The following is a 23,940-nucleotide window of genomic DNA, read 5'->3' as shown; positions in this document are numbered from 1 at the left end:
CGAGGCTATGTGGATGCGCTTTCCAAAGTCAACGCGCCTCCTCTGACCCGGCGCTACGGGCCCGGCGCGCGACCTCCCGCAGCGGCAGGCCGAGTGCCGTCGCCGCGGCGGCGACGTCGTCGTGCTCGGGCTTGGAGCCCCAGGGACCGTGCTTGACCCGGACCGCGTGCCCGTCGACGTCCACGGTCACGGTGCTGCGGGGCAGCGCCAGCCGGTCGACGGTGGTGCGCCGCAGCCCGAGGCTGCCGGTCTCGGCGAGCACGATCCGTTCGCAGTCACCTGCCCGTTCCGGCGCGGCGAGCACGTGCACGGTGTGCGCCGGGCGCCCCTTCTTCATGATGATCGGCGAGAGCCAGGCGTCCGCGGCACCGGCGTCGAGCAGCAGCCCGACCAGGTGGCCCAGCACCTCGCCCGTGACGTCGTCGACGTTCGTCTCCAGCAGCACCATCGCCGCCCCGGCTCCCGATGCGGCCCCCGCGGCCTCGCCGAGCAGGGCCTGCAGCACGTTCGGACGGTCGGCGGGGTCACGGCTCCCCGCGCCGTAGCCGACGGACTGCAGCGCCATGGTCGGCACCGGCCCGAACCGTGCCTCCGCGGCGACGAGCAGTGCGGCCCCGGTGGGCGTGACGGTCTCCCCGCTGCCGGTCCCCGTGACCTGTGCGCCGGCCGACGCGAGCAGCGCCGCGGTGGCAGGCGCGGGCAGGGGCAGGATGCCGTGCCTGGTCGAGACGGTGCCGGTGCCCAGGGCGAGCGGCCCGCAATGCACCTCCGTGACGTCGAGCAGATCCAGGGCCGCGGCGACGCCCACGGTGTCGACCACCGTGTCCAGGCCGCCGATCTCGTGCAGATGGACGACGCCCGGATCGGTGCCGTGGATGCGCGCCTCGACCTCGGCGATCGCCCGGACGGCGCGCGCGGCCAGTGGCAGCTCCGCCCGCTCGACGTGCGCGAGCAGGGCAGCCGCCCGGCGCTCGGTCGCCGTGTCCTCCACGGTGACGAGCGCCCTGGTGGCCGACATGCCCCCGCGCGTGACGCGCGCGGCGTCGAGGCTCCAGCCTGCGAGACCGGTGCGCGCCACGGCCTCGCGGACGCCGTCGAGCGGGGCACCCAGGTCGAGGAGGGCGCCGAGCAGCATGTCCCCGGAGATTCCGCTCACAGGGTTGAGCCAGAGGATCATCGCCCGACCGCCATCCGGTGCGCCGCCACCGCTGCACCGAACCCCGAGTCGATGTTCACCACCACGAGCCCGGGGGCGCACGAGCTGAGCATCGCGAGCAGCGGGGTGACCCCCTCCAGCGTCGCGCCGTACCCCACCGATGTGGGCACGGCGATCACCGGACAGCCGACGAGACCGCCCACGACGCTCGGGAGCGCACCCTCCATCCCGGCGATGCAGATCACGGCGTCGGCTCCGGCGAGAACCTCGACCTCACCGAGCAGCCGGTGGATACCGGCCACCCCCACGTCCCGCAGCTCGAGGACGTCCAGGCCGACCGCGCGGGCCACCGCCGCGGCCTCGGCCGCCACCGGTGCGTCGGACGTGCCTGCGGAGACGACGACCACCCGGAACGCCCGTGCCGACGCGGGCCGCCACACGAACAGGCGGGCGGCCGGGTCGTACTCCCCACCGGGCACGGCCACGGCGACGACCGCCGCGGTGGCCTCCTCGAGCCGTGTGACGAGCACCGGCCCCTCGTTGGCGGCGAGCAGTGCTCCCACCACGCCGATGATCTGCTCCGCCGTCTTGCCCGGGCCGTAGACCACCTCCGGCAGGCCGAGCCGCCGCTCCCGGCCGGTGTCGGCCCGCGCGTACCCGAGGTCCTCGAAGCCGTCCGTCACGGCGCGCTGCGAGTGGGCATGCCGAGCAGGACGTTCATCCGACCGCTGGCGAAGCCCTGCAGGTCCAGCGCGCAGAAGTCGAAGCCTGCCGAGCGGACCACCGCGTCCAGCTCCCCGCGCAGCTGCGCAGCCCGGGGCACCTCGTCGGCGGGAACCTCGATCCGCGCGACCGCGCCACCCGCGTGGACCCTCACCCGGCAGACGGGGAACCCGAGCTCGCGCACCCCCACCTCGGCGATCTCGACGCGATGCAGCACCTCCGGCGTCACCGGGTCGCCGTACGCCACCCGGGACGAGAGACACGCCGCGGCCGGCTTCTCGGCAGTCTCGAGGCCGAGGGCCACGCTCACCTGGCGCACCTCGGCCTTGCCGAACCCGACGTCGAGGAGCGGGGCGATCGCTCCCCGCTGGCTCGCGGCCCGCTGGCCCGGCCGGTGGTCGCCCAGGTCGTCCATGTTGGTGCCGAGAGCGATGCGGGCACCGGACAGGGTGGCCAGCGGCGCGAGCGCGTCGAACAGTGCCGTCTTGCAGTGGAAACAGCGGTCGGCGCCGTTGGCGACGTACTCGGGCCGGTCGAGCTCGTCGGTGTCCACCTCCACGTGGGCGATGCCGCGGCCACGGGCGAACTCCTTTGCGGCGACGCGCTCCGCGCGCGGCAGACTGGCCGACACCGCGGTGACCGCCACAGCACGCTCACCGAGCTGCTCGGCCGCCACGGCGGCCACGAGGGCCGAGTCGACCCCTCCCGAGAACGCCACGAGCAGTCGCTGCTCGCTGCGCAGCCGACCTCGCAGAGCGGCGAGGAGGGCATCCACCGGTAGTTGCGTGCGCACCAGGTCACTGTATGTGTGCCGTGCGGGGACCCACCACCGGACAGCGGTGCTGCGTACCGACGCACGTCGGCGCAAGGGTAGGGTTTCGCCTGACGCGCCCGAGACCCCATCGTTTCGACCGAGGTACTTGCGGAGCTCCGGTTGGTGCTTCCTCGATCCGGCCGGGCCAGCGTCTGACAGGCGCCGGAGGTGGAGACCATGCCCGACCCCGCACAGCCCGGGTCGAATGCGCCCGCTGCCGATCCGGTCGGCGAGTTCCTCGGCACTGTCATCACGCGGCCCCGGCCCGGCACCGTCGTCCTCGAGGTGCAGGGCGAAGTGGACACCCTCACCGCACCCCAGTTCTCGGCCGCCGTCGACGAGCTGATGAACGATCGCACGAGCAGGCTCGTCGTCGACCTCACCGGTGTGACGTTCCTGGCGTCGAGCGGTCTGGCCGTCCTCATCCAGGCGGCGCACCGGGCCGACGAGCGCGGTGCAAGACTTCGGCTGGCCGTGAGCACCCGGGCCGTCCGGCGTCCGCTGGAGGTCACCGGCACCGACCAGCTCTTCGACATGTACGCCGACGCGCGCCACGCGACCGGCGACGATGATTGATCCCTCACACAGCGGGTAGCAAGATGACCGATCACGTTCCCAGCACGACCGGAAGGAGACCCGGCAGCGTGTCCGACCTGGACGGCCTCTCGCCCGCCGAGACGCTCGACGGGGCCTCGACCGTCGAGGTCCGGACGTCGGCGAGCGCCGCGCTGATCCCCACGATCCGCGCCGTCGCCTCGGACCTGGCCGCGCGAGCGGACTTCGACCTCGACGCCATCTCCGATCTTCGGATGGCCGTCGACGAGGCCTGCGCCACCCTGGTCGACGTCGCCGCACCGTCCTCGATGCTGCTGTGCACCTTCATGGTGCGTTCGGAGCGCATCGAGGTGCACGCCGAGGTACAGGCCCGGCACCCCGATGCCGCGGTGTCCACCGACACGTTCGGATGGCGCGTACTCCAGACCCTCGCCGACGACGTCGCCGTGCACCACGAGCCCGGTGTCGGCGGAGCGGGGCCCACCGTCGGCATCCGCCTGGACAAGCGCTCCGGCGATCTACCACGGTGACCAGGGCCGATCCCGAGTACGGCCACCTCGCTCCCCTGCTCGAGCGGTATGCGGCGCTGGAGCCGGACGACCCTGACCGCGAGAGGCTGCGCGAGGAGCTCGTTCGCGGCTTCCTGCCGGTGGCCCAGCACATCGCGCGCCGGTTCTCCAACCGGGGCGAGCCGCTCGACGACCTCGTGCAGGTGGCGACCGTCGGTCTCATCAACGCCATCGACCGGTACTCCCCGGAACGCGGCAGCGACTTCTTCTCCTTCGCCGTGCCCACGATCAGCGGCGAGGTGCGCAGGCACTTCCGTGACCTCGGCTGGTCGATGCGGGTGCCGCGGCGGCTCAAGGACCTGCACGTGTCCATCAACGGTGCGGTCTCGGAGCTGTCGCAGAACCTGGGCCGGGCACCGAAGCCCACCGAGATCGCCGAGCTCCTCGGCGTACCGGTGTCGGACGTGCTCGAAGGGCTCGAGGCCTCGGAGGCTTACCGCAGCTCGTCGCTGGACGAGATGCTCTCGTCCGAGCAGGGCAGCGCCACCGTGGGAGAGCTGGTCGGCGCGGCCGACGCGGAGCTGGACCGCGTCGACTTCCGCCAGGCACTGCGTCCCGTACTGGCCGAGCTCGCCGAACGCGAGCGGACCATCGTCCTGCTGAGGTTCTTCGGCAACATGACGCAGACACAGATCGCCGATCGCGTCGGGATCTCGCAGATGCACGTCTCCCGCCTACTGGCCCAGACCCTCGACCGGCTTCGCTCGCGGCTGGACCCAGAGACCCGCGTCAGCTGACCTTCGGCTCGTTCCTGCGGAGGGAGACTCATGACCGGCCAACCCGAACACGTGATGATCATCGGAGCGGGCCTCGGCGGCCTGCGCACCGTCGAGCAGCTGCGCTCGGCGGGATACCAGGGACGGATCAGCCTCGTGGGCGCGGAGCAGCACGCTCCGTACGACCGGCCGCCGCTGTCCAAGCAGATCCTCACCGGCGACTGGGATCCCGCGCGCACCGCGCTCGCCGGGCTCGACGAGCTCGAGGACCTGGGCGTCCGCGTCCACCTCGGGATGGCGGCCGTGGCGCTGCGGCCCGGCGGTGGCGGCACCGGCTGGAGCCCGGGGGCCACCTCCGGCCACGAGCTCGAGCTCTCCGACGGCGCCACGCTGCACGGTGACGCCGTGGTGATCGCCACCGGCCTGGTGGCCCGCGCGCTGCCCGGACAGCCCGACTCCGTCCACACGCTGCGCACACTGGACGACGCACTCGCCCTGCGCGCCACCCTTACGCAGATCGAGTCGCTGCTCGTCGTGGGCGGCGGTTTCATCGGCGCGGAGGTGGCGAGCGCGGCCCAGCAGCTCGGGGTCGCCGTCACCGTCCTGGAGGGCCTACCCGTGGTCCTCGCCCGCGCGCTCGGGCCCGACGTCGGGGCGATCGCCGGCCGACTGCTCGTGGAGGGCGGCGTCGACCTGCGCACCGGCGTGAAGATCACCGGGTTCACCGACTCCACCGGCCCCGGCGTGGGCGTCGAGCTGGCCGACGGCTCGAGCGTCTCGGCCGACGCGGCGGTGGTCGGCATCGGCGGCGTTCCACGGCTGGACTGGCTGGCGAGCTGCGGGCTCGACCTCGGCAACGGTCTGCCCTGCGGTCCCACCGGCCGGATCCACGGGCTCGACGCCGGGTGGGCCGTGGGCGACGTGGCTGCGTGGGACGACCCGGTGCACGGTGAGCGCTACCGCGACGAGCACTGGACGAGCGCCTCCGACCAGGCCGCGGTGGTGGCTCGCGACATCCTCGGCGCCGCTCCCCCGCCCGCGACCGTTCCCTACTTCTGGTCCGACCAGTTCGGTCTCAAGATCCAGCTCCTCGGCCGCCCGGAGCTGGCCGACTCGGTGGTGCCCCTCCACGGTGAGGGCTTCGACGGAGGTCCCGTCCGCGGCACTGTGGCCGGGTACCTCGACGGCGACCGGCTGGTGGCCGTGGTCGGCTTCGGTGCGGCCCGAGTCGTCACCCGTTACCGCATGCAGGTGGCCGAAGGCGCAACCCTGTAGGGCCCGGGGTCAGCGGAAGAGGCGGCGGATGAACGCGATGGCGAGCAACGCCCCCACGGCCATGAGGCCGTAGCGGATCCTGGGGTCGTCGAGCTGCTCGTGCACGCTCTCCTTGCCCGCGTCCACCAGGCGCTTCGGGCTGGCCCGCTCGCCCAGCGCGTCCAGGCTCTCGGCGAGCGCGTCCCTGGCCTGCTCGATCTCACGCTGGATGGTGTCCGGGTCGCGCGCCACGATGCCTCCTGCAGTTCGCACGGTCGAGGAGATGCCACCGTAGATCACGCGCGCCACAGCGCTCGGCACGGCTGGGGCGGGTCGGCGCGCCACCCCCCGGCCGTGGTGCGAGTATCGCCGGCATGAGTACTCGACTGGCGGTGGGCGACGCGGCCCCGGACTTCACCCTCTCCGACGCCGACGGCAAGCCGGTGTCGCTTTCGGACTATCGCGGTCGCCGGGTCATCGTCTACTTCTACCCCGCGGCCAGCACTCCGGGGTGCACAAAGGAGGCGTGCGACTTCCGCGACAGCCTCGCCGATCTCGGCGACGCCGGGCTCGACGTCATCGGCATCTCGCCGGACAAGCCGGCCAAGATCGCGAAGTTCCGCGACGCCGAAGGCCTGAACTTCCCGCTCCTCTCCGACCCCGACAAGGAGGTCCTCACCGCGTGGGGCGCCTTCGGGGAGAAGAAGATGTACGGCAAGACCGTCACGGGCGTGATCCGCTCCACGTTCGTGGTCGACGCCGACGGCAAGATCGAGGAAGCCCAGTACAACGTGCGTGCCACCGGGCACGTGGCGAAGCTGCGCCGGGAGCTCAAGATCTGAGCCGCCCAGGGCCCAGCACCGCGGCCACCCCGGGGAGCGCCGCCCGGTAGGCGGCCACGAGCTCGCGCGCCACGGAGACGGAGCCGACGAGGGGATGCTGGGCGAACGCGCGCACCGCCAGCGTCACGGAGCCCGTGAACGCGGCCTCGATCGTGTCCTGCTCCACTGCCTTGACCTGCTGCAGCAGCCCGAGCATCGAGCCCGGCAGCGGATCGGTGGCCAACGGTGTGACGCCGTGCGGACCGACCATGCAGGGCACCTCGACCACCGCGGCCGCCGGCAAGCCCGGCACCGCCGAACCGTTGCGCACGTTGAGGATCAGCATGCGCGGTGAGCCGCCTGCCAGGGCCGTCATCAGCTCGAGTGCCACCTGCTGGTAGCCGCCCGCCGCGACGTCGGCCGCCTCACGCTCCCCCGCACCGCTCGCGCGGCGGCTCTCCGCCATGTAGGTGGCATCGCGCTCGTCCCGTGTGCGCGACCAGCGGCGCAGGGCGTCCTCCGGGTCGGCGGTGGCCGCCGCGTCGTAGAAGCGAGCCTGCTGCTCGGCGAGGAACTCGCCCCGGGTGATCGGCTCGGACCGGATCGCCGCCACCGCCTCCGGCGTCCGATAGAAGTAGTAGAGGTACTCGTTGGGCAGTGCCCCGACGGTGCGCACCCAGTCGGCGCCCATCAGCCGCACCTCCTCGATGGTGCGCAGCGCCGAGTCGTCGGCGAGGAGGTCGGGCAAGCGGTCCACGCCGTTCACGCGCAGCGTGCGCAGCCAGCCCAGGTGGTTGAGCCCCACGTAGCCGACACCGAGACCGCCCCCCTCCCCGCCGGCCGGGGCGTCGCGCAGGCCCATGCCCTCGACCGCCCGGAGCGCCCGCTGCGCCAGGCCGACCGGGGAGTCGCAGATGCCGACCACCCGCTCGCCGAGCACGCGCTGCATCGCCTCGGTGATCATGCCGGCAGGGTTGGTGAAGTTGATCACCCACGCGCGCGGCGCGACCTCGGCCACACGCTGCGCCACCCGCACCGCCACCGGCACCGTGCGCAGCCCGTACGCGATGCCTCCCGCGCCGACGGTCTCCTGGCCCAGCAACCCGTGCGCCAGCGCGACGCGCTCGTCCACGGTCCGCCCGGCCAGCCCGTCCACCCGGATCGCCGAGAACACGAACCGCGCACCCCTCAGCGCCTCGTCGAGATCGGTGGTGGTGTGCACGGCCGGGGCGCCCGGCCGGTCCATCCGGGCCAGCACGGCGCGGATCGCGGCCAGTCGCGACGGCACCACGTCGTGCAGGACGACCTCGGTGACCGGCGAGCCGCCCGCCAGCGCGGCGTAGACCAGGGGGACCCGGAAGCCCCCGCCGCCGAGGATGGTGAGTCTCACGCGAGCGCCTGCACGAAGTGAGCCACCCGCCGACGGTAACGCAGGCGCCACCCGCCGCCCGCGGGCCACGGGACGTGGCCCCGCGTTCGCGTTGCCACACGCGCGGACAAGGCGGCAGTATCCGAAGAGCACCACCAGAGGGGGATGAGTTCGCCGTGACCAGCGCAGCGTGGAGGGCGGTTCCCGATCCGGAGGCATTGCCGGTGGGGCCGCTGACCTTGCCGCACGAGACGGTCTGGTGGGACCCCCTCGTCGACGTGCGCGACGCCGACTGGCCCGCCATCGACGTGTTCATGTCCGGCACGGTCTTCCTCGACATCGTGTTCACCGGCCTGCCCACCCTCCCCGCCGCGGGCACGGAGGTGTGGGCCGGGGGGATGGCCTCCTGCCCCGGGGGCATCGCCAACCTGGCGATCGCCTCGGCCCGGCTCGGGCTGCGCACGAGCCTCGCGGCAGGCTTCGGCGACGACGTCTACGCCGACTTCTGCTGGCGCACCCTCGCCGGGCAGGAACGGGTGGACCTGTCCCGCTCGCGGCAGTTCGCGGGATGGCACTCGCCCGTCACGGTGTCGATGGCCGTGGATCGCGACCGCAGCATGGTCACCCACGCCCACCACCTCCCGATCAGCGCCGACACCCTGATCGGCACGCCCCCACCCTCACGGGCTGTGATCACCAGCATCGGCGGTGGGGCCGCCGAGCCGGTGCTCCCCGACTGGGTCGTCCAGGCCAGGGCGAACGGGTCGATGATCTTCGCCGACGCCGGCTGGGACCCCACCGGAGCCTGGGACCCCACCTTGTTCACCACGCTCGACGGGTGCGACGCGTTCATGCCGAACGCCGTGGAGGCCATGAGCTACACGCGCACCGACAGCCCGCGCGACGCACTGCACCGGCTCGCCCGCCACGTCCCGCTCGCCGTCGTCACCTGCGGGGGCGACGGGGCAATGGCCGTGGACGCCGTCACGGGCGAGGAGGCGTCGGTCCCCGCGCTACCGGTCGATGCGCTCGACCCCACCGGCGCAGGCGACGTGTTCGGGGCCGGCCTCGTGCTGGGCACGATCGCGGGCTGGCCCCTCGAACACCGACTGCTGTTCGCCGGGGTCTCCGCGGCGCTCGCCGTGCACGAGTTCGGCGGTTCGCTCGCCGCTCCCGGGTGGGGCGACATCGGGGACTGGTGGCGGCAGGTCGAGGCACGGGCCGCCGCGGGTCACCGGGGAGCCGACGAGCTGCGCCGCCGCTACGGCTTCCTCGACGCCCTGGTGCCCCGCACCCACGTCTGCGGTGTCCGGCGTGCAGCCGCCACCATCGCCCGCCAGTCGGACCTGACCCGTCCCGTCTGAGCGGGTTGACCAACCCGGGGCCATCATCGAACATGTGTTCGATATGATCCCGTCGTGCCCCGCGCCCGAAGCTGGACCGACGAGCAGCTCGCCATGGCGGTGGCCGCGAGCCGCACGCTGAGCGAGGTCTGCCGGCGACTGGGACTGCAACCCGGCAAGTACGACGTGCTCAGGCGCCACATCGAACGTCTCGGACTGGACGCCTCACACATCCCGAGGTCCACCGTCGGTTCACCGCGCACGCGTACCGGGTGGACCGACGACGATCTCGCGGCGGCCGTGGCGGCGAGCGACTCCGTCTCGGAGGTCAGCCGCCGCCTGGGCTACACGCCGAACGGCGGGGTCCATCGGATGATCGTCGGTCGCATCCGGACGTCCGGCCTCGACACGACGCACTTCACCGGCACTCGCTGGGCCCGCGGGCGGGCCCTCCCCCGGAGGACGATCCCGCTGGAGGAGATCCTCGTCGAACGCTCGACCTATCGCGGCAGCTCCAAGCTGCGACGACGCCTCATCGCCAGCGGGCTTCTGCAGGCCAAATGCGCCAACTGTGGGCTCGACTCCTGGCAGGGACGCGCCCTCCCTTTGCACCTGGACCACGTCAATGGGGACCACACCGACAATCGATTAGAGAACCTCCGTATCCTTTGTCCCAACTGCCACTCCCAGACCGACACCTGGTGTGGCGTGGACCGCCGGCGTAGCCCAACTGGCAGGAGGCCCTCCGTTTAGGTCGGAGACAGTGTGGGTTCGAATCCCACCGCCGGCACCCGTACACCCCTGCCCGAGAGGCGCTCGCCGAGAGCGCTACCCGGCCTGAGCCTCCCCCGATACCCCCTGCGTCGCAGGGGGTATCGGGTCGTCGATCGGGCGGCGACGCGCCACCAGCAGCGCGCCGGTCAGACCCAGCAGCCCCGACACGACCGACACGGCGAACATGGCCGGGTGCGGGCTGCCGCCCACCGCCGCGTCGCCCAGCACCACGATCGCGACCGTGCCGGGCAGCACCCCGAGCACGGTGCCCAGCAGGTACGGCAGGAAGCGCACCCCCGACAGCGCCGAGGCGTAGTTCATCACCGCGAACGGCACGGCCGGGATGAGACGCAGGGACACCATGGCGAGCAGCCCGCTCTGGTCGAGCCGACTGCGCACCCAGGCCACTCCACGGCGGTGGGCGTGCCGCTCCGCCATCCGGCCGCCGATCAGCCGGACCAGCCAGAAGGCCAGCACCGCGGCCAGCGTGGTGCCGGCGACGGTGAGCAGCAGTCCCAGCACCGAGCCGAACAGCACGCCAGCGGCCACAGTGAAGACCGTGCGCGGCACCGGAGTGATCGTGATCGCACCCTGGAGCAGCACGAACAACACCGGCGCCCAGAGCCCGGCGCTCTGCACCGTCTGGCGTACATCGGGGACACCGTCGCGCAGAAGGAAGGCGGCGATGCCGGCCACCACCAGCACAGCGGCGCCTGCGGCCACCCTCCTCCAGGTCATACTTCGACCGTACCGACGGAGGCGTCGACAACACGTCGACGGGTGCAGTACGCCACCATCAGGCCACCGCCCCGCCACCGCGCGCTCACCGAACGACCCGCGCCGCAGCGGCGGCTACGGTGGACCATCGTGACCACCGAGCCTCAATCCCCCGCTCTCGACCTCGATCTCGACCCCGACGGGCTCGCCGTGCGCCGCGAGGTGCTCGGGCCCGATCACGTCGACGCGGCACTCGCCCGTGCCGACGACATCACGGGCGAGTTCCAGGAGATGATCACCCGATACGCGTGGGGTCACATCTGGACCCGCCCCGGCCTGGACCGGCGGATGCGCAGCGCGATCACGATCACCGCCCTCGTCGCGCACGGGCACTACGCCGAGCTGGAGCTGCACCTGCGCGCCGCGCTGCGCAACGGCCTCACGCGGGCGGAGATCGTCGAGGTGCTGCTGCAGAGCGCGATCTACTGCGGAGTGCCCGCCGCCAACTCCGCGTTCGCCGTAGCCCGCAGGATCCTGAACGAGGACGCATCCTGAGCCGTCGTCGCAGGGCTGGTGGGTTCCTCGCAGAGGCCGCGGGCCCTGCGAGGACGACAGCGCCTCTGCGACGACGGACCGGGCTACCGCAGGTCGCGTAGGTGTGGGAGGAGGGCGCGCATCGCCCGGCCCCGGTGCGAGGCCGCGTCCTTCTCCTCCGGGCTGAGCTCGGCGCTGGTGCGCTGCTCCCCGTCCGGCACGAAGATCGGGTCGTAGCCGAACCCGCCCGAGCCGCGGGGCCCGCGGACGATCCGGCCGGTCCACTCGCCGTGCACCACGGTCTCCAGGCCGCCCGGCACCACGAGCGCCGCGGCGCAGACGAACGCCGCTCCCCTGCGCTCGTCGGGCACGTCGGTGAGCTGACCCAGCAGCAGCTCCAGGTTGGCCACGTCGTCGCCGTGCCGGCCCGACCAGCGGGCGGAGAGCACGCCCGGCATGCCGTTGAGGGCGTCGACGGCGAGCCCCGAGTCGTCGGCCACGGACGGCAGCCCGGTGGCGTTCGCCGCGTCCCGTGCCTTCGCCAGCGCGTTCTCCGCGAACGTGGCTCCGGTCTCGGGCGCGTCCGGGAACTCCGGGACGTCGGCGAGCCCGACGATCTCGACGGGGCCGTCCGCGAGCATCCGCCGCAGCTCGGCGAGCTTGCCCGTGTTGCGGGTGGCGAGCAGCACCTTCACGGCTGTGTCGGCAGCGTGCCGGGGTAGGGCTCGGCGAGCGCGGCGGCCTGCAGGTCGGACAGCTCCCGGATGCCCGCGAGCGCCGTGTCGAGCATGGCGTCGAGCGTGCTGCGGGTGAACGTGGCGCCTTCACCCGTGCCCTGGACCTCGATGAGCGTGCCGGTGTCGGTGGCGACGACGTTGGTGTCCACCTCGGCGCGCGAGTCCTCCTCGTAGGGCAGGTCCAGCCGGACCCGCCCGTCGACGACCCCCACGCTGACGGCCGCCACGCGGCACGAGAGCGGCTTCGGGTCGGCGAGGCGGCCGTGCGCCCCGAGCCAGGTGACGGCGTCGGCGAGCGCCACGTAGGCACCGGTGATCGCTGCGGTGCGGGTGCCGCCGTCGGCCTGCAGCACGTCGCAGTCCAGGGCGATGGTGTTCTCGCCGAGGGCGGCCAGGTCGATGCATGCGCGCAGCGAGCGGCCGATCAACCGGCTGATCTCGTGCGTGCGGCCGCCGATGCGGCCCTTGACCGACTCACGGTCGCTGCGGGTGTTGGTGGCCGAGGGCAGCATCGCGTACTCGGCGGTGAGCCAGCCCAGGCCGGACCCCTTGCGCCAGCGCGGCACGCCTTCCGTGACGCTCGCGGCGCACAGCACCTTGGTGTCGCCGAACTCGACGAGCACCGAACCCGCCGGGTGCTTCTGGAAGCCGCGGGTGATCGTCACCGGCCGTAGCTGGTCGTCGGCTCGGCCATCCAGCCTGGCCACGTCGCGGGCACTGCCATCCGTTCGTGTCACGCGCGCCAGCTTAGGTCGCCGGGTCGGGAGCCCACGTCCGGCGGGAGGGACGAGGTCAGATCGTGTACGCGGCGTCCGGGGCGACCAGCTCGACGGGCCCGCCGAACGCGGCCTTGGCCTCGGCGAGCAGCTGGTCGCCGTCGAACCACGCCGGGACGTGCGTCACCAGCAGCCGTCCGACGCCGGCGGCCTCGGCGTGCTCGCCCGCCTGCCTGCCTGAGAGGTGTACACCACGCGGCGGCTCCGACCAGGACTCGGTGACGTGCGGCCAGGTGGCCTCGCAGAGCAGCACGTCGGCGCCGCGCGCCAGCTCCACCAACCCGTCGCACGGGCCGGTGTCGCCGCTGTAGACGAGGCTGCGCCCGCCGTGCTCGACCCGGACGGCGTACGCGTCGCAGGGGTGGTCGACGGTCCGGGCGCGCAGCGTCACATCGGCGACCGTGCCGGTTGCGCCGTCGGAGAGCGGGTGGAAGGTGAAGACGTCTGTGAGATCGGTGACGGCCCGCTCGGCTGCCGAGGCCGCGAACGCGGCGGCGAACCGGTCCGGCGCCTCGACCGGGGCGTGCACGGGCAGCGGGCGGGTCGTGGGGTCGAACGGCGGCCGTGGGTGGAAGCGACGGTGCACCGCGAGCGACGCGAAGTCGGCGCAGTGATCGGGGTGCAGGTGGCTGAACACCACCCCGTCGAGCTCCCACGGGTCGAGATGGCGCTGCAGCGCGCCCAGCGTGCCGTTGCCCAGATCCAGCACCAGCCGTGCGTCGCCCGCCTCCACGAGGTAGCCGGACGCCGGCGAGGCCGGACCGGGGCCGCTGCCGGAGCAACCGAGAACGATCAGCCTCATGGGCCGCACGCTAACGCGCGCGTGTGTGCCGCAACCACCACAAGCCGATGAACGGAAGGACCAGCGGCACGAAGCCGTAACCCCGCCCGTACACCGACCACACCGTGTCGTCGGGGAAGTCGGCGGCGTCGAACACGGTGAGCGTGCCGACGACCAGCACTCCGACCAGCTCGAACCCGACGGCGGCCCAGGCCAGTTTGCGGGCGCCGGGCCCACGCCCGTTCAGCCCGATCGTGGCCAGGATGTAGACGACACCGGCCAGCGCGGAGAGCAGGTACGCCAGCGGCGCCTCGTCGAACTTCGTGGCGATCTGCACGAGGGCACGCGCGGTGGCCGACAGGGCGAACACGCCGTACACCGCGATGAGGACCCGGCCAGGGCCGGACGACGTGGCACGGGCGGGCTCAGGCACCTGCGTCCCACAGACCCTGCAACCGCCACACGGCCACCGCGGTGGCGATCGCCCCGACAGCCACGACCGTGCCGCCCCAGCGAGTGGGCTCGGCGGTGGCGAACTGCGTGGCGATCGGGAGCACGCACACGGACACGACGAGGTAGATGAGGAACGTCGTGGTCTCCGGCAGCGTGACGCCGCCGAAGATCCGGACGGCCGCGATCGCGGCCTGCACGAGCAGGAGCGCCTCCACGACGCCCACCGCGCGCTTCGTCCAGACGTCCGGCGGCCGGTTCAGTGCTGTCGTGACCACGCCGTAGACGGCCAGCGCAGCAAGTGCCACGAGAACCACGATCTCCAGCGCCCCGATCACGCTGGGACGGTACCTGAGCGGCCACGACCCGCCCGCTCGGCATGGACCGGCGACGGGTGACGGCGGCGAGGGAACGTCAGCGGGCGAGCGGCGTCTGTTCCGTGGCCGGACCGAGAGCGGCGACCTGCCCGATCTCCGGACCGAGGAAGCGACGGCCGAGCCTGCGGAACGGCTCCGGGTCGCCCGTGGCGAGGAACTCGTGCGGGCCCGGCGCCGGGGCTCCGGGGTCGCGGGCGAGGTCGGCGTCCATGAGCAGGCGCACGAGGTCCTTCGCGGTCTCGTCGGCGCTGGACACCAGCGTGACCTCCGGGCCCAGGACGATCTGCAGCACGGCCGCGAGCAGCGGGTAGTGGGTGCAGCCGAGCACGAGCGTGTCGACGCGGGCGCGCTGGAGCGGTTCGAGGTAGCTCTGGGCGAGACCCAGGATCTGGCGCCCGCTCGTCATGCCGCGCTCGACGAAGTCGACGAAGCGCGGACACGCCACCGCCGTGACCTGCACGTCGCGGGCCGCCTGGAACGCGTCGGTGTACGCCCCTGACGCGATCGTGGCCCGGGTGCCGATCACCCCGATCCGCCCGGTGCGGGTGGCTGCGACAGCCCGCCGGACCGCCGGGCGCAGAACCTCCACGACCGGCATCGGGTAGCGCTCCCTGATGTCCGGGAGGCAGGCCGCCGTGGCCGTGTTGCAGGCGACGACCAGGGCCTTGACCCCGCGCTCCTGCAGCGCGTCACCGACGGCGAGCGCATGCCGGCGCACATCAGCGATCCGCAGCGGGCCGTACGGGCCGTTCGCGGTGTCGCCGACGTAGATGACCCGCTCGGCGGGCAGGAGGTCGATGACCGCCCTCGCGACCGTGAGGCCGCCGACGCCCGAGTCGAAGATTCCGATCGGGGCGTCGATGTCTGAGGGCACGAGCAGGATTCTAGGCGCCGAGGATCGGGGCAGGGCGGGATCGTCGGTCGGCCCGCGCCACGAGCCGCGCGGCCAGCAGCCCGGCCACCGCGCCGAACAGGTGCGCCTGCCAGGAGATGCCTGCCTGACCGGGGAGGATGCCGAACAGGATGCCGCCCCAGATCACGAACAGCGCCACCGCCAGCAGGATCTGGCGGCCGCTGCGGGCGAAGAACCCGCGGGCGAGCAGGAACACCAGCCAGCCGAAGATCAGCCCCGACGCACCGACAGTGGACGTGTTCTCCGGGCCGATGAGCCACACACCGAGCCCGCCGAGCAGCCAGATCATGGCGGTCACGACGACGAACTGCCGGAACCCGCCCGCCATGGCGAGGAACCCGAAGACGAGGAACGGCACGGTGTTGGCCAGCAGGTGGGGCCATCCGGCGTGCAGCAGCGGGGCCCAGATGATGCCGTCCAGCCCGTCGAGCGTGCGCGGCACGATTCCGTCGTCGTCGAGGCGCAGCGCGGTGAGCTGGTCGACGAACTCGGCGAGGTACAGCACGCCGGTGAAGAGCAGCATGAAGAACAACGAACGCACCGGCGCGGGCGGGAGCACCCGCGCGATCGACCGACGGGACGCAGGCGCGGGGACGACCATACGATCGAGGCTACCCGCGCCAGGCAGCGGTTCCGTGCCTCTTCAGCGTTCCTTCAGCGAGTTCAGCCGTGCTCCACAGTTTCACGGCCGGTGCCCGGGCCCGCTGACACCCCGGACGAGCGGCACGTCGGTCCGAACGGGCCGGCCGAGCGCGCCGCTCGTGCGCGGAGGGCAGCTAGGCCCAGAGCTGGCCCTCGATGCCGTTGACCGCGGCGTCGAGTTCGCCCGCGTAGGCGCCTGTGGACAGGTACTTCCAGCCCGCGTCGGCCACGATGATGGCGATGTCGGCGGACTCGCCCGCTCCCGCCGCCTTCTCCGCCACGGCCAGCGCGGCGTGCAGGATGCCGCCCGTGGAGATGCCGGCGAAGATGCCCTCCTGCTCGACGAGCTGGCGCGTGCGGCGCAACGCGTCGCGCGATCCGACGCTGTAGCGCGCCGTGAGCACCTCGGGGTCGTACAGCTCGGGGACGAAACCCTCGTCGAGGTTGCGCAGCCCGTACACCAGCTCGCCGTAACGCGGCTCGGCCGCCACGATCTGGATGTCGGGCTTGTGTTCCCGCAGGTAGCGGCCCGTGCCGACGAGCGTGCCCGTGGTGCCGAGGCCCGCGACGAAATGCGTGATCTCCGGGAGGTCCCGCAGAATCTCGGGGCCGGTGGTGCGGTAGTGGGCGTCGGCGTTGGCCGGGTTGCCGTACTGGTAGAGCATCACCCAGTCGGGATGCTCCACTGCGAGCTCCTTGGCCAGGGCAACAGCCTGGTTGGAACCGCCTGCGGCAGGCGAGGAGATGATCTGCGCGCCGTACATCTCGAGCAACTGCCTACGCTCGACGGAGGTGTTCTCCGGCATCACGCAGATCAGCTCGTAGCCCTTGAGCTTGCACGCCATCGCGAGCGAGATGCCGGTGTTGCCGGACGTGGGCTCCAGCACGGTGCAGCCCGGCTTCAGCAGGCCGTCCGCCTCCGCTTTCTCGATCATGGCGAGAGCGGGGCGGTCCTTGATCGAGCCCGTGGGGTTACGGTCCTCGAGCTTCGCCCAGAGCCGCACGTCCGGCGAGGGCGACAGGTTCGGCAGGCCGACGAGCGGGGTGTTTCCCACCGCGGCGAGCAGCGAGTCGTAGCGGGCCATCCCTGGCCTTCCTTCCCGTCGCCTGGTCTCTCAGCCGCCGGCGACGGCAGGCAGGATCGTGACGGTGGAGTTCTCGCCGACCGGTGCCTCGAGGCCGCCGGCGAACCGGACGTCCTCGTCGTCGACGTAGATGTTGACGAAGCGGTGCAGCGACCCGTTGTTGACCAGGCGCGCAGCGATGCCGCTGTGCCGCGACTCGAGGTCGTCGATCACCTCGCCGACGGTGCTGCCCTTCGCTTCGACGGACTTCTCGCCGCCGGTGTGGGTGCGAAGGATGGTGGGGATGGATACGGACACGGCCATGGCGATGCTCCAGGTCGGGTGGTTCTGAACGGTCGTGGCAGGGTGGGCGTCAGACCGACGCGTCCCTGTCGGGGACGTCGTCCGCGCCGGTGTGCGCGAACATGTAAGACTCCACGACCTCAACCTGTTCCTCGTTGACCACACCGTCCACGATGCGGAACGACCGGAGCTCGTGCCCGGTGTGGTTCGGCTCGGCCTGCTCCCGTGTGGATACGAGCACGTAGTGCGCGTCGGGCTCGGAGGCGAGCGAGATGTCGGTACGCGACGGGTGGGCCTCTGTTGCGGTGTGCGAGTGGTAGATCACCACGGGCACCTCGTCGCGGGCGTCCATGTCACGGTAGAGGCGCAGCAGGTCACCGGAGTCGAACTCGTAGAACGTGGGCGACCGGGCCGCGTTCAGCATCGGGATGAACCGCTCCGGCCGATCGGAGCCCTCGGGCCCGGCGATGACACCGCACGCCTCGTCGGGATGGTCCCGGCGGGCGTGGGCGACGATCTCCGCAACGAGATCGGCTCGGATCACCAACACCCCGACAGCCTACGTCGCGAGGGCGCTTCATCCCACTCCAGCGGGACGGCTCACACCTCGCGGTGGCTCAGCGCACCTGCATCCGGCTCTGCACCAGCGCGTCCTGAACGAACGTGAGCCAGTGGTAGACGCCGATGTGCGTGGCGCGAGGGTCGTCCGGCGGCAGCTCCTCGGGCATGTCCTCGCTCACGTCGAGGGCGGTGCCGAGGGCGAGCCGCACGTCGTTGAGTGAGGCGAGCCAGGCGTCGGCCTGTTCGGGTGTGAGCTCCACCCGGCCGCCCGACTCGGGCAGCGTCTCCAGCAGCACGGCAGCCGCGGAGTCCTTGGCCTCGATCAGCTCCGGTTCGTGCAGGGAGCGCAGGCCTGCGGCGAGGTCGGCGTCCTCGGTGGTGAAGTCGGGTAGCAGCCGGGCGAGGACGCGGTCGGTGGGGCGGGTCGACGGGCCGGTGCGCATGCCGGTGAGGGCCGCCAGCTCGTCGGAAGGGTTGTCGTCGGCCCTCCCGGCGAGGATCTGCCGGACCTCGCCGACGAGGCCGCGCAGCACAGCGGCCTCCTGCGGCTCGAGCGAGGCCACGAGCCGGGCCCGGCCTCCGCGGCCGGAGCGCTTCCAGCCGTTCACGCGCGTTGCATGGTGGCCCACAGGCCGGCGGCGTGCAGCTTCGCGACGTCGGCCTCGATCTTGTCCTTGTCGCCTGCCGACACCGCCGCCTTGCCCTTGTGGTGAACGTCGAGCATCAGCGCGGTGGCCTTCGGCTCCGGGTAGCCGAAGAGCTTCTGCAGCACGTAGGTGACGTAGGACATGAGGTTGACTGGGTCGTTCCACACGATCGCCTGCCAGGGCGTGTCCAGCACCGTGTCCTCGGCAAGGTCCGGATCCACCTGGCGCGTGGGTGTGGGTAGCGGCGCGGCCATGCGGTCCATGGTGACACCTCGGCCATGGACGCCGCGAGGCAACATAGGCTCCACCGCATGACTGAGCGGGCAAGGGCGATGAGCGGCAGTCCGTCGTCGGCCGGGGTCAGTACGGCGCTGCTCACCGACCGGTACGAGCTGACGATGGTGGCCGCCGCGCTCGCCGACGGCACCGCCAAACGCCACTGCGTATTCGAGGTGTTCGCCCGCCGGCTCCCGGAGGGCCGCCGCTACGGAGTCGTGGCCGGCACGGGCCGGTTGCTGGAGTCGATCGAGCGGTTCCGGTTCGGCGAGCAGGAGCTGCGGACGCTCGCCGACGTCGTCGATCGCGAGACGCTCGACTGGCTGGCGGACTACCGCTTCTCCGGCGACGTGGACGGCTATCCGGAGGGCGAGCTCTACTTCCCCGGCTCGCCCATCCTCACGGTGAGCGGCGCGTTCGCCGACACGGTGGTGCTGGAGACGCTTGCCCTGTCGGTCCTCAACTACGACAGCGCGGTCGCCTCGGCCGCCTCCCGGATGGTCACGGCCGCGGCGGGCCGGCCGATCATCGAGATGGGCTCGCGGCGCACGCACGAGGCTGCAGCGGTCGCCGCCGCCCGCGCCACCTACCTTGCCGGGTTCGCCGCCACGTCGAACCTGGAGGCCGAGCGCCGCCACGGCATCCCCACCGCAGGCACCGCCGCCCACGCCTTCGTGCTCCTGCACGACGACGAACTGGGCGCGTTCAAGAGCCAGGTGGCGACCCTCGGGGCGGACACCACCCTGCTCGTCGACACCTATGACATCCGCCGGGGCATCGAGCTGGCGATCGAGGCGGCTGGCCCCGGGCTCGGCGCCGTGCGCATCGACTCCGGCGACCTCGGCGAGCTGGCCCGGCAGGCCCGCGACCAGCTCGACGCCCTCGGCGCGAAAAACACCAGGATCGTGCTGTCCGGCGACCTCGACGAGTACGCGATCGCCTCCCTGCGCGCCGAGCCCGTCGACTCCTACGGCGTCGGCACGTCGGTGGTCACCGGGTCCGGCGCGCCCACCGCGGGCCTGGTCTACAAACTGGTGGAGGTCGACGACAAGCCGGTCGCCAAGCGCAGCGCGGCCAAGGAGTCCCGCGGCGGGCGGAAGTCGACGCTGCGGCGCTACAAGCCGACGGGCACGGCCATCGAGGAGGTCGTCCACCCCGTGGCCAGCCCGCCGAAGATGGGTCCGCACGACCGCGTGGTGCCGATCCCGCTGATGCGCGGTGGCGAGCAGGTGGCGGGCCTGTCCACGCTGGAGGAGTCGCGCGAGCACCTGCGCGCCGCGCTCGTGTCCGTACCGTGGGAGGGGCTCAAGCTCTCGCGTGGCGAGCCCGCCATCGCCACCGTGTTCGAGGACGGCAACCGTTGACTCGTGCTCTGATCGTCGTGGACGTCCAGAACGACTTCTGCGAGGGCGGCTCGCTCGGCGTCGACGGTGGCGCGGCGGTGGCGGCCGCGATCTCGGCCGCCCTGCAGGCCGCGGAGCAGGGGCGCCACTGGGATCACGTGGTGGCCAGCCGTGACCACCATGCCGACCCGGGCGCCCATTTCTCCGACGCCCCCGACTTCGTCGACACGTGGCCGCCGCACTGCCGGACCGGCAGTCCGGGCGCGTCCTTCCACCCGGAGCTCGACGTCGCGCGGATCGAGGCGGTGTTCGACAAGGGCCTGCACGAGGCCGCGTACTCCGGATTCGAAGGCGTCGAGCCGGGTGGCACGAGCCTGGGCGCCTGGCTGCGCGCCCACGACGTCGACACAGTGGACGTGGTGGGCATCGCCACCGACCACTGTGTGCGCGCCACCGCACTGGACGCCGCCGCGGCGGGCTTCACCACCACGGTGCTGCTGAACCTGTGCGCAGGAGTAGCCCCGGAAACGACAGCGAAAGCGCTGGAGCAAATGCGAACAGCAGGGATAAAGCTGGTGCACTAGGGCCGAAGATGTCGTGGAGCCGTAGTGCTGTCGGTGGTGGCTGATGGACAGCACTACGGCTCCGGAGTCGGGTCTCAGACCGAACGCATGCGGAACGGTTCCAGGCGTGCGGCCAGGTCGCCCGGGTCTCCGTCCTCCTCCGGGAGGTGGTGGGCGCCCACCGCCTCGGCGAGCCCGATGCAGTGCGGCCCGTCGAACAGGCCGCACGCGTAGCGCACCGAGGCGTCGTCGAGGTCGAGCACGCCGACGCGGAGCTGGTAGATCCCGGGGTAGCGCACCTCGTCGAGGTAGTCCACGCGCAGCGAGCTCGGCGAGAGGCCGTCGAGCGGGCCGCCCGTGGGGTAGCCGAGCACGTCGAGGTGCAGCTCGGCGAGGCCGTCGAGGTACCAGCCCGCCAGCGCCACGTTGTTGACGTGCCGGTTCGGGTCGAGGTCGCCGAAGCGGGTGCGGACGTCCAGCCGGAACGGGTACGCCTCGCGCACGGTGCGGGCCGGACCGCGCTGCAGGCGGGTGGGTTCGGGGGCGTCCATGCGCAGGGTCTTCAGCGCGTCGCGCACAGGCTCGGGCAGCGGCGCCGGTCCCCCGGTCGTCGCGTGCACGCTGACCGACTCGCCCGTGGCCACGCACTCGTCACCGGCGTAGACGCCGTAGGTGTAGGCGAAGGAGGAGGTGCCGATGTGGCTGACTCCGATACCGATGCGGTACTGCCCGGCCTCGATTCGCGCCCCGACGGCGCTGCGGGCAGCCACCTGAAGGGGGGCCAGCACGTCGACCCGGACCGAAGCCAGCAGCAGCCGCATCCGCCCGACCAGGGCGGCACCGAAGACGTCCCGTTCGACGGCGATGCGCGCGTCTTCGAACCACCGCACGAGCGCGTCGCGCCCGATGCGCCGGCTCGGGTCCAGATCGCTGTACCGGGCGGCGTGCTCGATCAGCACCGGGTAGTCCGTCGGGCGGAGCATGAGCTGGGTGTGCGTCACTCTGCTCATGATGGCGGCACCCGGCCGCGACCCGTGGGCCACCCCGCCCGGGATCACGTGTGAGCCTCGCAACGCAGGTCGGGGGCCGGATCGGCGGTTCTGCCCCGGGTCAGCAGGGGCTGGGGGTAGCCTCCCGGAGTGCCCACCACGACCGAGCTGCCCGGCGTGGCGGAGCTTCTGGAGGCGGCTGTCACAGCGGTCGGCGGCCGGCGCCGCGAGGGCCAGGACGCCATGGCCCAGGCAGTGCGCAGAGCGATCGCCACCGGCGAGCACGTGGCCGTGCAGGCCGGCACCGGCACGGGCAAGTCGCTGGCCTACCTGGTGCCCGCCATCCACCACGCCGTCGCGAAGGGCGCCACGGTCGTGGTGTCCACCGCCACCATCGCGTTGCAGCGCCAGCTGGTCGACCGCGACCTCCCGCGCGTCGCCAAGGCCCTCAAGCCGCTCCTCGGCCGGGCGCCCACGTTCGCGATCCTCAAGGGCCGTCGCAACTACCTGTGCCTCAACAAGCTCCACGGCGGTGACGAGCAGGACCCTGCCGACGAGCTGTTCGACCCCTTCGCGATCTCGGCGATGGGTCGCCAGATCAAGCGCCTGCACGAGTGGGCCGACACCACCGACAAGGGCGACCGCGACGAGCTGGTGCCGGGCGTGCCCGACTCCACGTGGCGGCAGGTCTCGGTCACCGCACGCGAGTGCATCGGGGCGGCGAAGTGCCCCGTCGGCGACGACTGCTTCGCGGAGCGGGCCCGCGCCGAGGCCGGCCACGCCGACATCGTCGTCACCAACCACGCGCTGCTGGCGATCGACGCGCTGGAGGGCCGCCCGGTGCTGCCCGAGCACGACGTCGTGGTGGTCGACGAGGCGCACGAGCTGGTCGACCGGGTCACCGGGGTGGCCACGGCAGAGCTGGCCTCTGGCGTGGTCGGCATCGCGGCCCGCCGGGTGGGCAAGCTGGTCGACCAGGCGGTCGCCGACCGGCTCGCCGAGGCAGGTGAAGGCCTCGCGATGGTGCTGGAGGACCTTCCGCCCGCACGGTGGGACAGCCTGCCGCAGGCCGCCGTGGGTGCCCTGTCGGCGGTCCGCGACGCCGCCGCGGCCTGCAAGCAGTCACTCGGGTCCGAACGGCGTGAGGACCCCGAGGCCGCCACCGGCCGGAAGGTCGCGCAGGCGGCGCTCGACGAGCTGGCCGACACCGCTGTCCGCCTGCTCACCGCGTTCGAGGAGCCCGATCCGGCGAAGCGGCGCGACGTCGTCTGGCTCGGTGAGCAGGGGCCCGACGGCGCCCGGCACAAGGTGCTGCGCATCGCGCCGCTGTGGGTGGGCGGGCTGCTGCGAGAGCGGCTGTTCGGGCGGTCCACGGTGGTGCTGACGTCGGCAACGCTGGCGCTGGGCGGCAACTTCGACGCCCTCGCCCGCCAGTGGGGCCTGCCGCCGGAGAAGGCGGCCGACACCGGCGGCGAGAACGACCCGATCCCCGATCCCGACGCGCCGAAGTGGTCGGGCCTCGACGTCGGCTCGCCCTTCGCCCACGGCCGCAGCGGCATCCTCTACGTCGCGAAGCGGCTACCCCCACCGGGCCGCGACGGACTGCCGCCTGCCTACCTCGACGAGATCGCCGGTCTGGTGGAGGCGGCGGGTGGGCGCACCCTGGGGCTGTTCTCGTCGATGCGCGCGGCCAAGCAGGCCACCGAGGCGCTGCGCGGCAGGCTCGACACACCGCTGCTGTGCCAGGGCGACGACTCCACGATGCAGCTGGTGAAGAAGTTCGCCGAGGACGAGCCCACCTCGCTCTTCGGCACGCTCTCGCTCTGGCAGGGCGTCGATGTGCCGGGGCCGTCGCTCTCGTGCGTGATCATCGACCGCATTCCCTTCCCGCGCCCTGACGACCCGCTGGTCGCGGCGAGGCAGCGCGCCACCGACGCCCGCGGGGGCAACGGCTTCCTCACGGTGTCGGCCACCCACGCGGCTCTTCTGCTCGCCCAGGGCGCCGGACGGCTGCTGCGCGGCATGGACGATCGCGGCGTCGTCGCGATCCTCGATCCTCGTCTGGCCACGGCCCGCTACGGCGGATTCCTGCGTGCGTCGCTGCCGCCGTTCTGGCCCACCGACGACCGGGAGAAGGTGCACGGCGCGCTGCGGCGGCTGCGCGGAGCGTGAC

The 23,940-nt window shown here is 72.5% G+C and carries 29 protein-coding genes and 1 tRNA gene; 11 read left to right on the top strand and 19 right to left on the bottom strand.

Features of this window, described 5'->3' with window-relative positions; genetic code table 11:
• Positions 1 to 28 precede the first annotated feature (28 nt).
• The 3 genes from larC to larE are packed head-to-tail and all read right to left on the bottom strand — an operon-like array spanning position 29 to position 2,672.
• Complete coding sequence (gene larC / locus ACQPZQ_RS07055) at positions 29 to 1,177, bottom strand: nickel pincer cofactor biosynthesis protein LarC (RefSeq protein WP_433293219.1); 1,149 nt, start codon at positions 1,175 to 1,177, stop codon at positions 29 to 31.
• Entirely contained in the window at positions 1,174 to 1,839 is a 666-nt protein-coding gene (gene larB / locus ACQPZQ_RS07050; RefSeq protein ID WP_433293217.1) for a nickel pincer cofactor biosynthesis protein LarB, read from the bottom strand. Before larB ends, larC begins: the two co-directional genes overlap by 4 nt.
• The gene (gene larE, locus ACQPZQ_RS07045) at positions 1,836 to 2,672 is read right to left on the bottom strand and encodes an ATP-dependent sacrificial sulfur transferase LarE (protein ID WP_433293215.1); all 837 of its coding nucleotides are present in this window, start codon (positions 2,670 to 2,672) and stop codon (positions 1,836 to 1,838) included. The genes larB and larE overlap by 4 nt, the downstream gene beginning before the upstream one ends.
• A gap of 198 nt (positions 2,673 to 2,870) precedes the next feature.
• Here larE and ACQPZQ_RS07040 point away from each other — a divergent pair, with 198 nt between their 5' ends.
• From ACQPZQ_RS07040 to ACQPZQ_RS07025, 4 genes are all read left to right on the top strand, one after another.
• Positions 2,871 to 3,269: an STAS domain-containing protein gene (locus tag ACQPZQ_RS07040; protein ID WP_433293213.1), complete on the top strand. Its 399-nt coding sequence runs from the start codon at positions 2,871 to 2,873 to the stop codon at positions 3,267 to 3,269.
• A gap of 68 nt (positions 3,270 to 3,337) precedes the next feature.
• Entirely contained in the window at positions 3,338 to 3,778 is a 441-nt protein-coding gene (locus ACQPZQ_RS07035; RefSeq protein WP_241034770.1) for an ATP-binding protein, read from the top strand.
• Complete coding sequence (locus tag ACQPZQ_RS07030) at positions 3,775 to 4,554, top strand: SigB/SigF/SigG family RNA polymerase sigma factor (protein ID WP_241034771.1); 780 nt, start codon at positions 3,775 to 3,777, stop codon at positions 4,552 to 4,554. Before ACQPZQ_RS07035 ends, ACQPZQ_RS07030 begins: the two co-directional genes overlap by 4 nt.
• A gap of 30 nt (positions 4,555 to 4,584) precedes the next feature.
• The gene (locus tag ACQPZQ_RS07025; RefSeq protein WP_433293211.1) at positions 4,585 to 5,808 is read left to right on the top strand and encodes an NAD(P)/FAD-dependent oxidoreductase; all 1,224 of its coding nucleotides are present in this window, start codon (positions 4,585 to 4,587) and stop codon (positions 5,806 to 5,808) included.
• Positions 5,809 to 5,817: 9 nt separating this feature from the next.
• On the opposite strand, the gene ACQPZQ_RS07020 is transcribed toward ACQPZQ_RS07025, so the two are convergent.
• Entirely contained in the window at positions 5,818 to 6,039 is a 222-nt protein-coding gene (locus tag ACQPZQ_RS07020; protein WP_433293209.1) for a DUF3618 domain-containing protein, read from the bottom strand.
• 122 nt (positions 6,040 to 6,161) lie between these two features.
• Here ACQPZQ_RS07020 and bcp point away from each other — a divergent pair, with 122 nt between their 5' ends.
• Positions 6,162 to 6,629 carry a thioredoxin-dependent thiol peroxidase gene (gene bcp / locus ACQPZQ_RS07015; protein ID WP_433293207.1) on the top strand — a complete coding sequence of 156 codons (468 nt, stop codon included), beginning with the start codon at positions 6,162 to 6,164 and terminating at the stop codon, positions 6,627 to 6,629.
• Here the strand turns inward: bcp and ACQPZQ_RS07010 are convergent.
• Positions 6,619 to 7,998 (bottom strand): 6-phospho-beta-glucosidase, encoded by a 1,380-nt coding sequence (locus ACQPZQ_RS07010; RefSeq protein ID WP_433293205.1) that lies wholly within the window; start codon positions 7,996 to 7,998, stop codon positions 6,619 to 6,621. The two genes, bcp and ACQPZQ_RS07010, sit on opposite strands and share 11 nt — an antisense overlap.
• 155 nt (positions 7,999 to 8,153) lie before the next feature.
• Between ACQPZQ_RS07010 and ACQPZQ_RS07005 the strand changes: the two genes are divergently transcribed.
• Together ACQPZQ_RS07005 and ACQPZQ_RS07000 are read left to right on the top strand one after the other, a co-directional pair.
• Positions 8,154 to 9,341: a PfkB family carbohydrate kinase gene (locus ACQPZQ_RS07005; protein ID WP_433293203.1), complete on the top strand. Its 1,188-nt coding sequence runs from the start codon at positions 8,154 to 8,156 to the stop codon at positions 9,339 to 9,341.
• Between the two features lie 694 nt (positions 9,342 to 10,035).
• Positions 10,036 to 10,110, top strand: a tRNA-Leu gene (locus ACQPZQ_RS07000).
• A gap of 38 nt (positions 10,111 to 10,148) precedes the next feature.
• Here ACQPZQ_RS07000 and ACQPZQ_RS06995 read toward each other — a convergent pair.
• Positions 10,149 to 10,832: a TVP38/TMEM64 family protein gene (locus tag ACQPZQ_RS06995; RefSeq protein ID WP_433293201.1), complete on the bottom strand. Its 684-nt coding sequence runs from the start codon at positions 10,830 to 10,832 to the stop codon at positions 10,149 to 10,151.
• Positions 10,833 to 10,961: 129 nt separating this feature from the next.
• Here ACQPZQ_RS06995 and pcaC point away from each other — a divergent pair, with 129 nt between their 5' ends.
• On the top strand, positions 10,962 to 11,366 hold the full coding sequence (gene pcaC, locus ACQPZQ_RS06990) for a 4-carboxymuconolactone decarboxylase (protein ID WP_433293199.1): 405 nt from the start codon (positions 10,962 to 10,964) through the stop codon (positions 11,364 to 11,366).
• Positions 11,367 to 11,449: 83 nt separating this feature from the next.
• Here pcaC and rdgB read toward each other — a convergent pair whose 3' ends face one another.
• The 12 genes from rdgB to clpS form a co-directional block, all read right to left on the bottom strand.
• Positions 11,450 to 12,040, bottom strand: a complete 591-nt coding sequence (gene rdgB, locus ACQPZQ_RS06985; protein ID WP_433293197.1) for an RdgB/HAM1 family non-canonical purine NTP pyrophosphatase — start codon at positions 12,038 to 12,040, stop codon at positions 11,450 to 11,452.
• Positions 12,037 to 12,789 carry a ribonuclease PH gene (gene rph, locus ACQPZQ_RS06980; RefSeq protein ID WP_433299054.1) on the bottom strand — a complete coding sequence of 251 codons (753 nt, stop codon included), beginning with the start codon at positions 12,787 to 12,789 and terminating at the stop codon, positions 12,037 to 12,039. Before rph ends, rdgB begins: the two co-directional genes overlap by 4 nt.
• 85 nt (positions 12,790 to 12,874) lie before the next feature.
• Positions 12,875 to 13,660, bottom strand: coding sequence for an MBL fold metallo-hydrolase (locus ACQPZQ_RS06975; RefSeq protein ID WP_433293195.1), 786 nt, complete (start codon positions 13,658 to 13,660; stop codon positions 12,875 to 12,877).
• A 10-nt stretch (positions 13,661 to 13,670) separates the two neighbouring features.
• Entirely contained in the window at positions 13,671 to 14,072 is a 402-nt protein-coding gene (locus tag ACQPZQ_RS06970) for a hypothetical protein (RefSeq protein ID WP_241034780.1), read from the bottom strand.
• Positions 14,065 to 14,427 (bottom strand): hypothetical protein, encoded by a 363-nt coding sequence (locus ACQPZQ_RS06965; RefSeq protein ID WP_433293193.1) that lies wholly within the window; start codon positions 14,425 to 14,427, stop codon positions 14,065 to 14,067. The genes ACQPZQ_RS06970 and ACQPZQ_RS06965 overlap by 8 nt, the downstream gene beginning before the upstream one ends.
• Positions 14,428 to 14,503: 76 nt before the next feature.
• Positions 14,504 to 15,340, bottom strand: a complete 837-nt coding sequence (gene murI / locus ACQPZQ_RS06960) for a glutamate racemase (protein ID WP_433293191.1) — start codon at positions 15,338 to 15,340, stop codon at positions 14,504 to 14,506.
• 10 nt (positions 15,341 to 15,350) lie between these two features.
• Positions 15,351 to 15,980: a rhomboid family intramembrane serine protease gene (locus ACQPZQ_RS06955; protein ID WP_433293189.1), complete on the bottom strand. Its 630-nt coding sequence runs from the start codon at positions 15,978 to 15,980 to the stop codon at positions 15,351 to 15,353.
• 175 nt (positions 15,981 to 16,155) lie between these two features.
• Positions 16,156 to 17,106, bottom strand: coding sequence for a PLP-dependent cysteine synthase family protein (locus ACQPZQ_RS06950; protein ID WP_433293187.1), 951 nt, complete (start codon positions 17,104 to 17,106; stop codon positions 16,156 to 16,158).
• Between the two features lie 30 nt (positions 17,107 to 17,136).
• Positions 17,137 to 17,409: a MoaD/ThiS family protein gene (locus ACQPZQ_RS06945; RefSeq protein ID WP_344725643.1), complete on the bottom strand. Its 273-nt coding sequence runs from the start codon at positions 17,407 to 17,409 to the stop codon at positions 17,137 to 17,139.
• Positions 17,410 to 17,458: 49 nt separating this feature from the next.
• Complete coding sequence (locus ACQPZQ_RS06940) at positions 17,459 to 17,938, bottom strand: Mov34/MPN/PAD-1 family protein (RefSeq protein ID WP_241034786.1); 480 nt, start codon at positions 17,936 to 17,938, stop codon at positions 17,459 to 17,461.
• A gap of 67 nt (positions 17,939 to 18,005) precedes the next feature.
• Positions 18,006 to 18,557, bottom strand: coding sequence for a DUF2017 domain-containing protein (locus tag ACQPZQ_RS06935; RefSeq protein ID WP_433293184.1), 552 nt, complete (start codon positions 18,555 to 18,557; stop codon positions 18,006 to 18,008).
• On the bottom strand, positions 18,554 to 18,850 hold the full coding sequence (gene clpS / locus ACQPZQ_RS06930) for an ATP-dependent Clp protease adapter ClpS (protein WP_241035040.1): 297 nt from the start codon (positions 18,848 to 18,850) through the stop codon (positions 18,554 to 18,556). Before clpS ends, ACQPZQ_RS06935 begins: the two co-directional genes overlap by 4 nt.
• A 78-nt stretch (positions 18,851 to 18,928) precedes the next feature.
• On the opposite strand from clpS, the gene ACQPZQ_RS06925 reads away from it, so the two are divergent.
• Both ACQPZQ_RS06925 and ACQPZQ_RS06920 read left to right on the top strand, forming a co-directional pair.
• The gene (locus ACQPZQ_RS06925) at positions 18,929 to 20,236 is read left to right on the top strand and encodes a nicotinate phosphoribosyltransferase (RefSeq protein ID WP_433299051.1); all 1,308 of its coding nucleotides are present in this window, start codon (positions 18,929 to 18,931) and stop codon (positions 20,234 to 20,236) included.
• Positions 20,233 to 20,799, top strand: coding sequence for an isochorismatase family protein (locus ACQPZQ_RS06920; protein WP_433293182.1), 567 nt, complete (start codon positions 20,233 to 20,235; stop codon positions 20,797 to 20,799). Before ACQPZQ_RS06925 ends, ACQPZQ_RS06920 begins: the two co-directional genes overlap by 4 nt.
• Positions 20,800 to 20,873: 74 nt before the next feature.
• On the opposite strand, the gene ACQPZQ_RS06915 is transcribed toward ACQPZQ_RS06920, so the two are convergent.
• Positions 20,874 to 21,779, bottom strand: coding sequence for a hypothetical protein (locus ACQPZQ_RS06915; protein ID WP_433293180.1), 906 nt, complete (start codon positions 21,777 to 21,779; stop codon positions 20,874 to 20,876).
• 138 nt (positions 21,780 to 21,917) lie between these two features.
• Between ACQPZQ_RS06915 and ACQPZQ_RS06910 the strand changes: the two genes are divergently transcribed.
• Positions 21,918 to 23,939 (top strand): ATP-dependent DNA helicase, encoded by a 2,022-nt coding sequence (locus tag ACQPZQ_RS06910; RefSeq protein WP_433293178.1) that lies wholly within the window; start codon positions 21,918 to 21,920, stop codon positions 23,937 to 23,939.
• Position 23,940 lies beyond the last annotated feature (1 nt).

Source organism: Pseudonocardia sp. CA-142604 (assembly GCF_050948475.1).
GTDB classification, from domain to species: domain Bacteria; phylum Actinomycetota; class Actinomycetes; order Mycobacteriales; family Pseudonocardiaceae; genus Pseudonocardia; species Pseudonocardia alaniniphila.
This window is presented reverse-complemented; position numbering and strand designations above follow the sequence as displayed.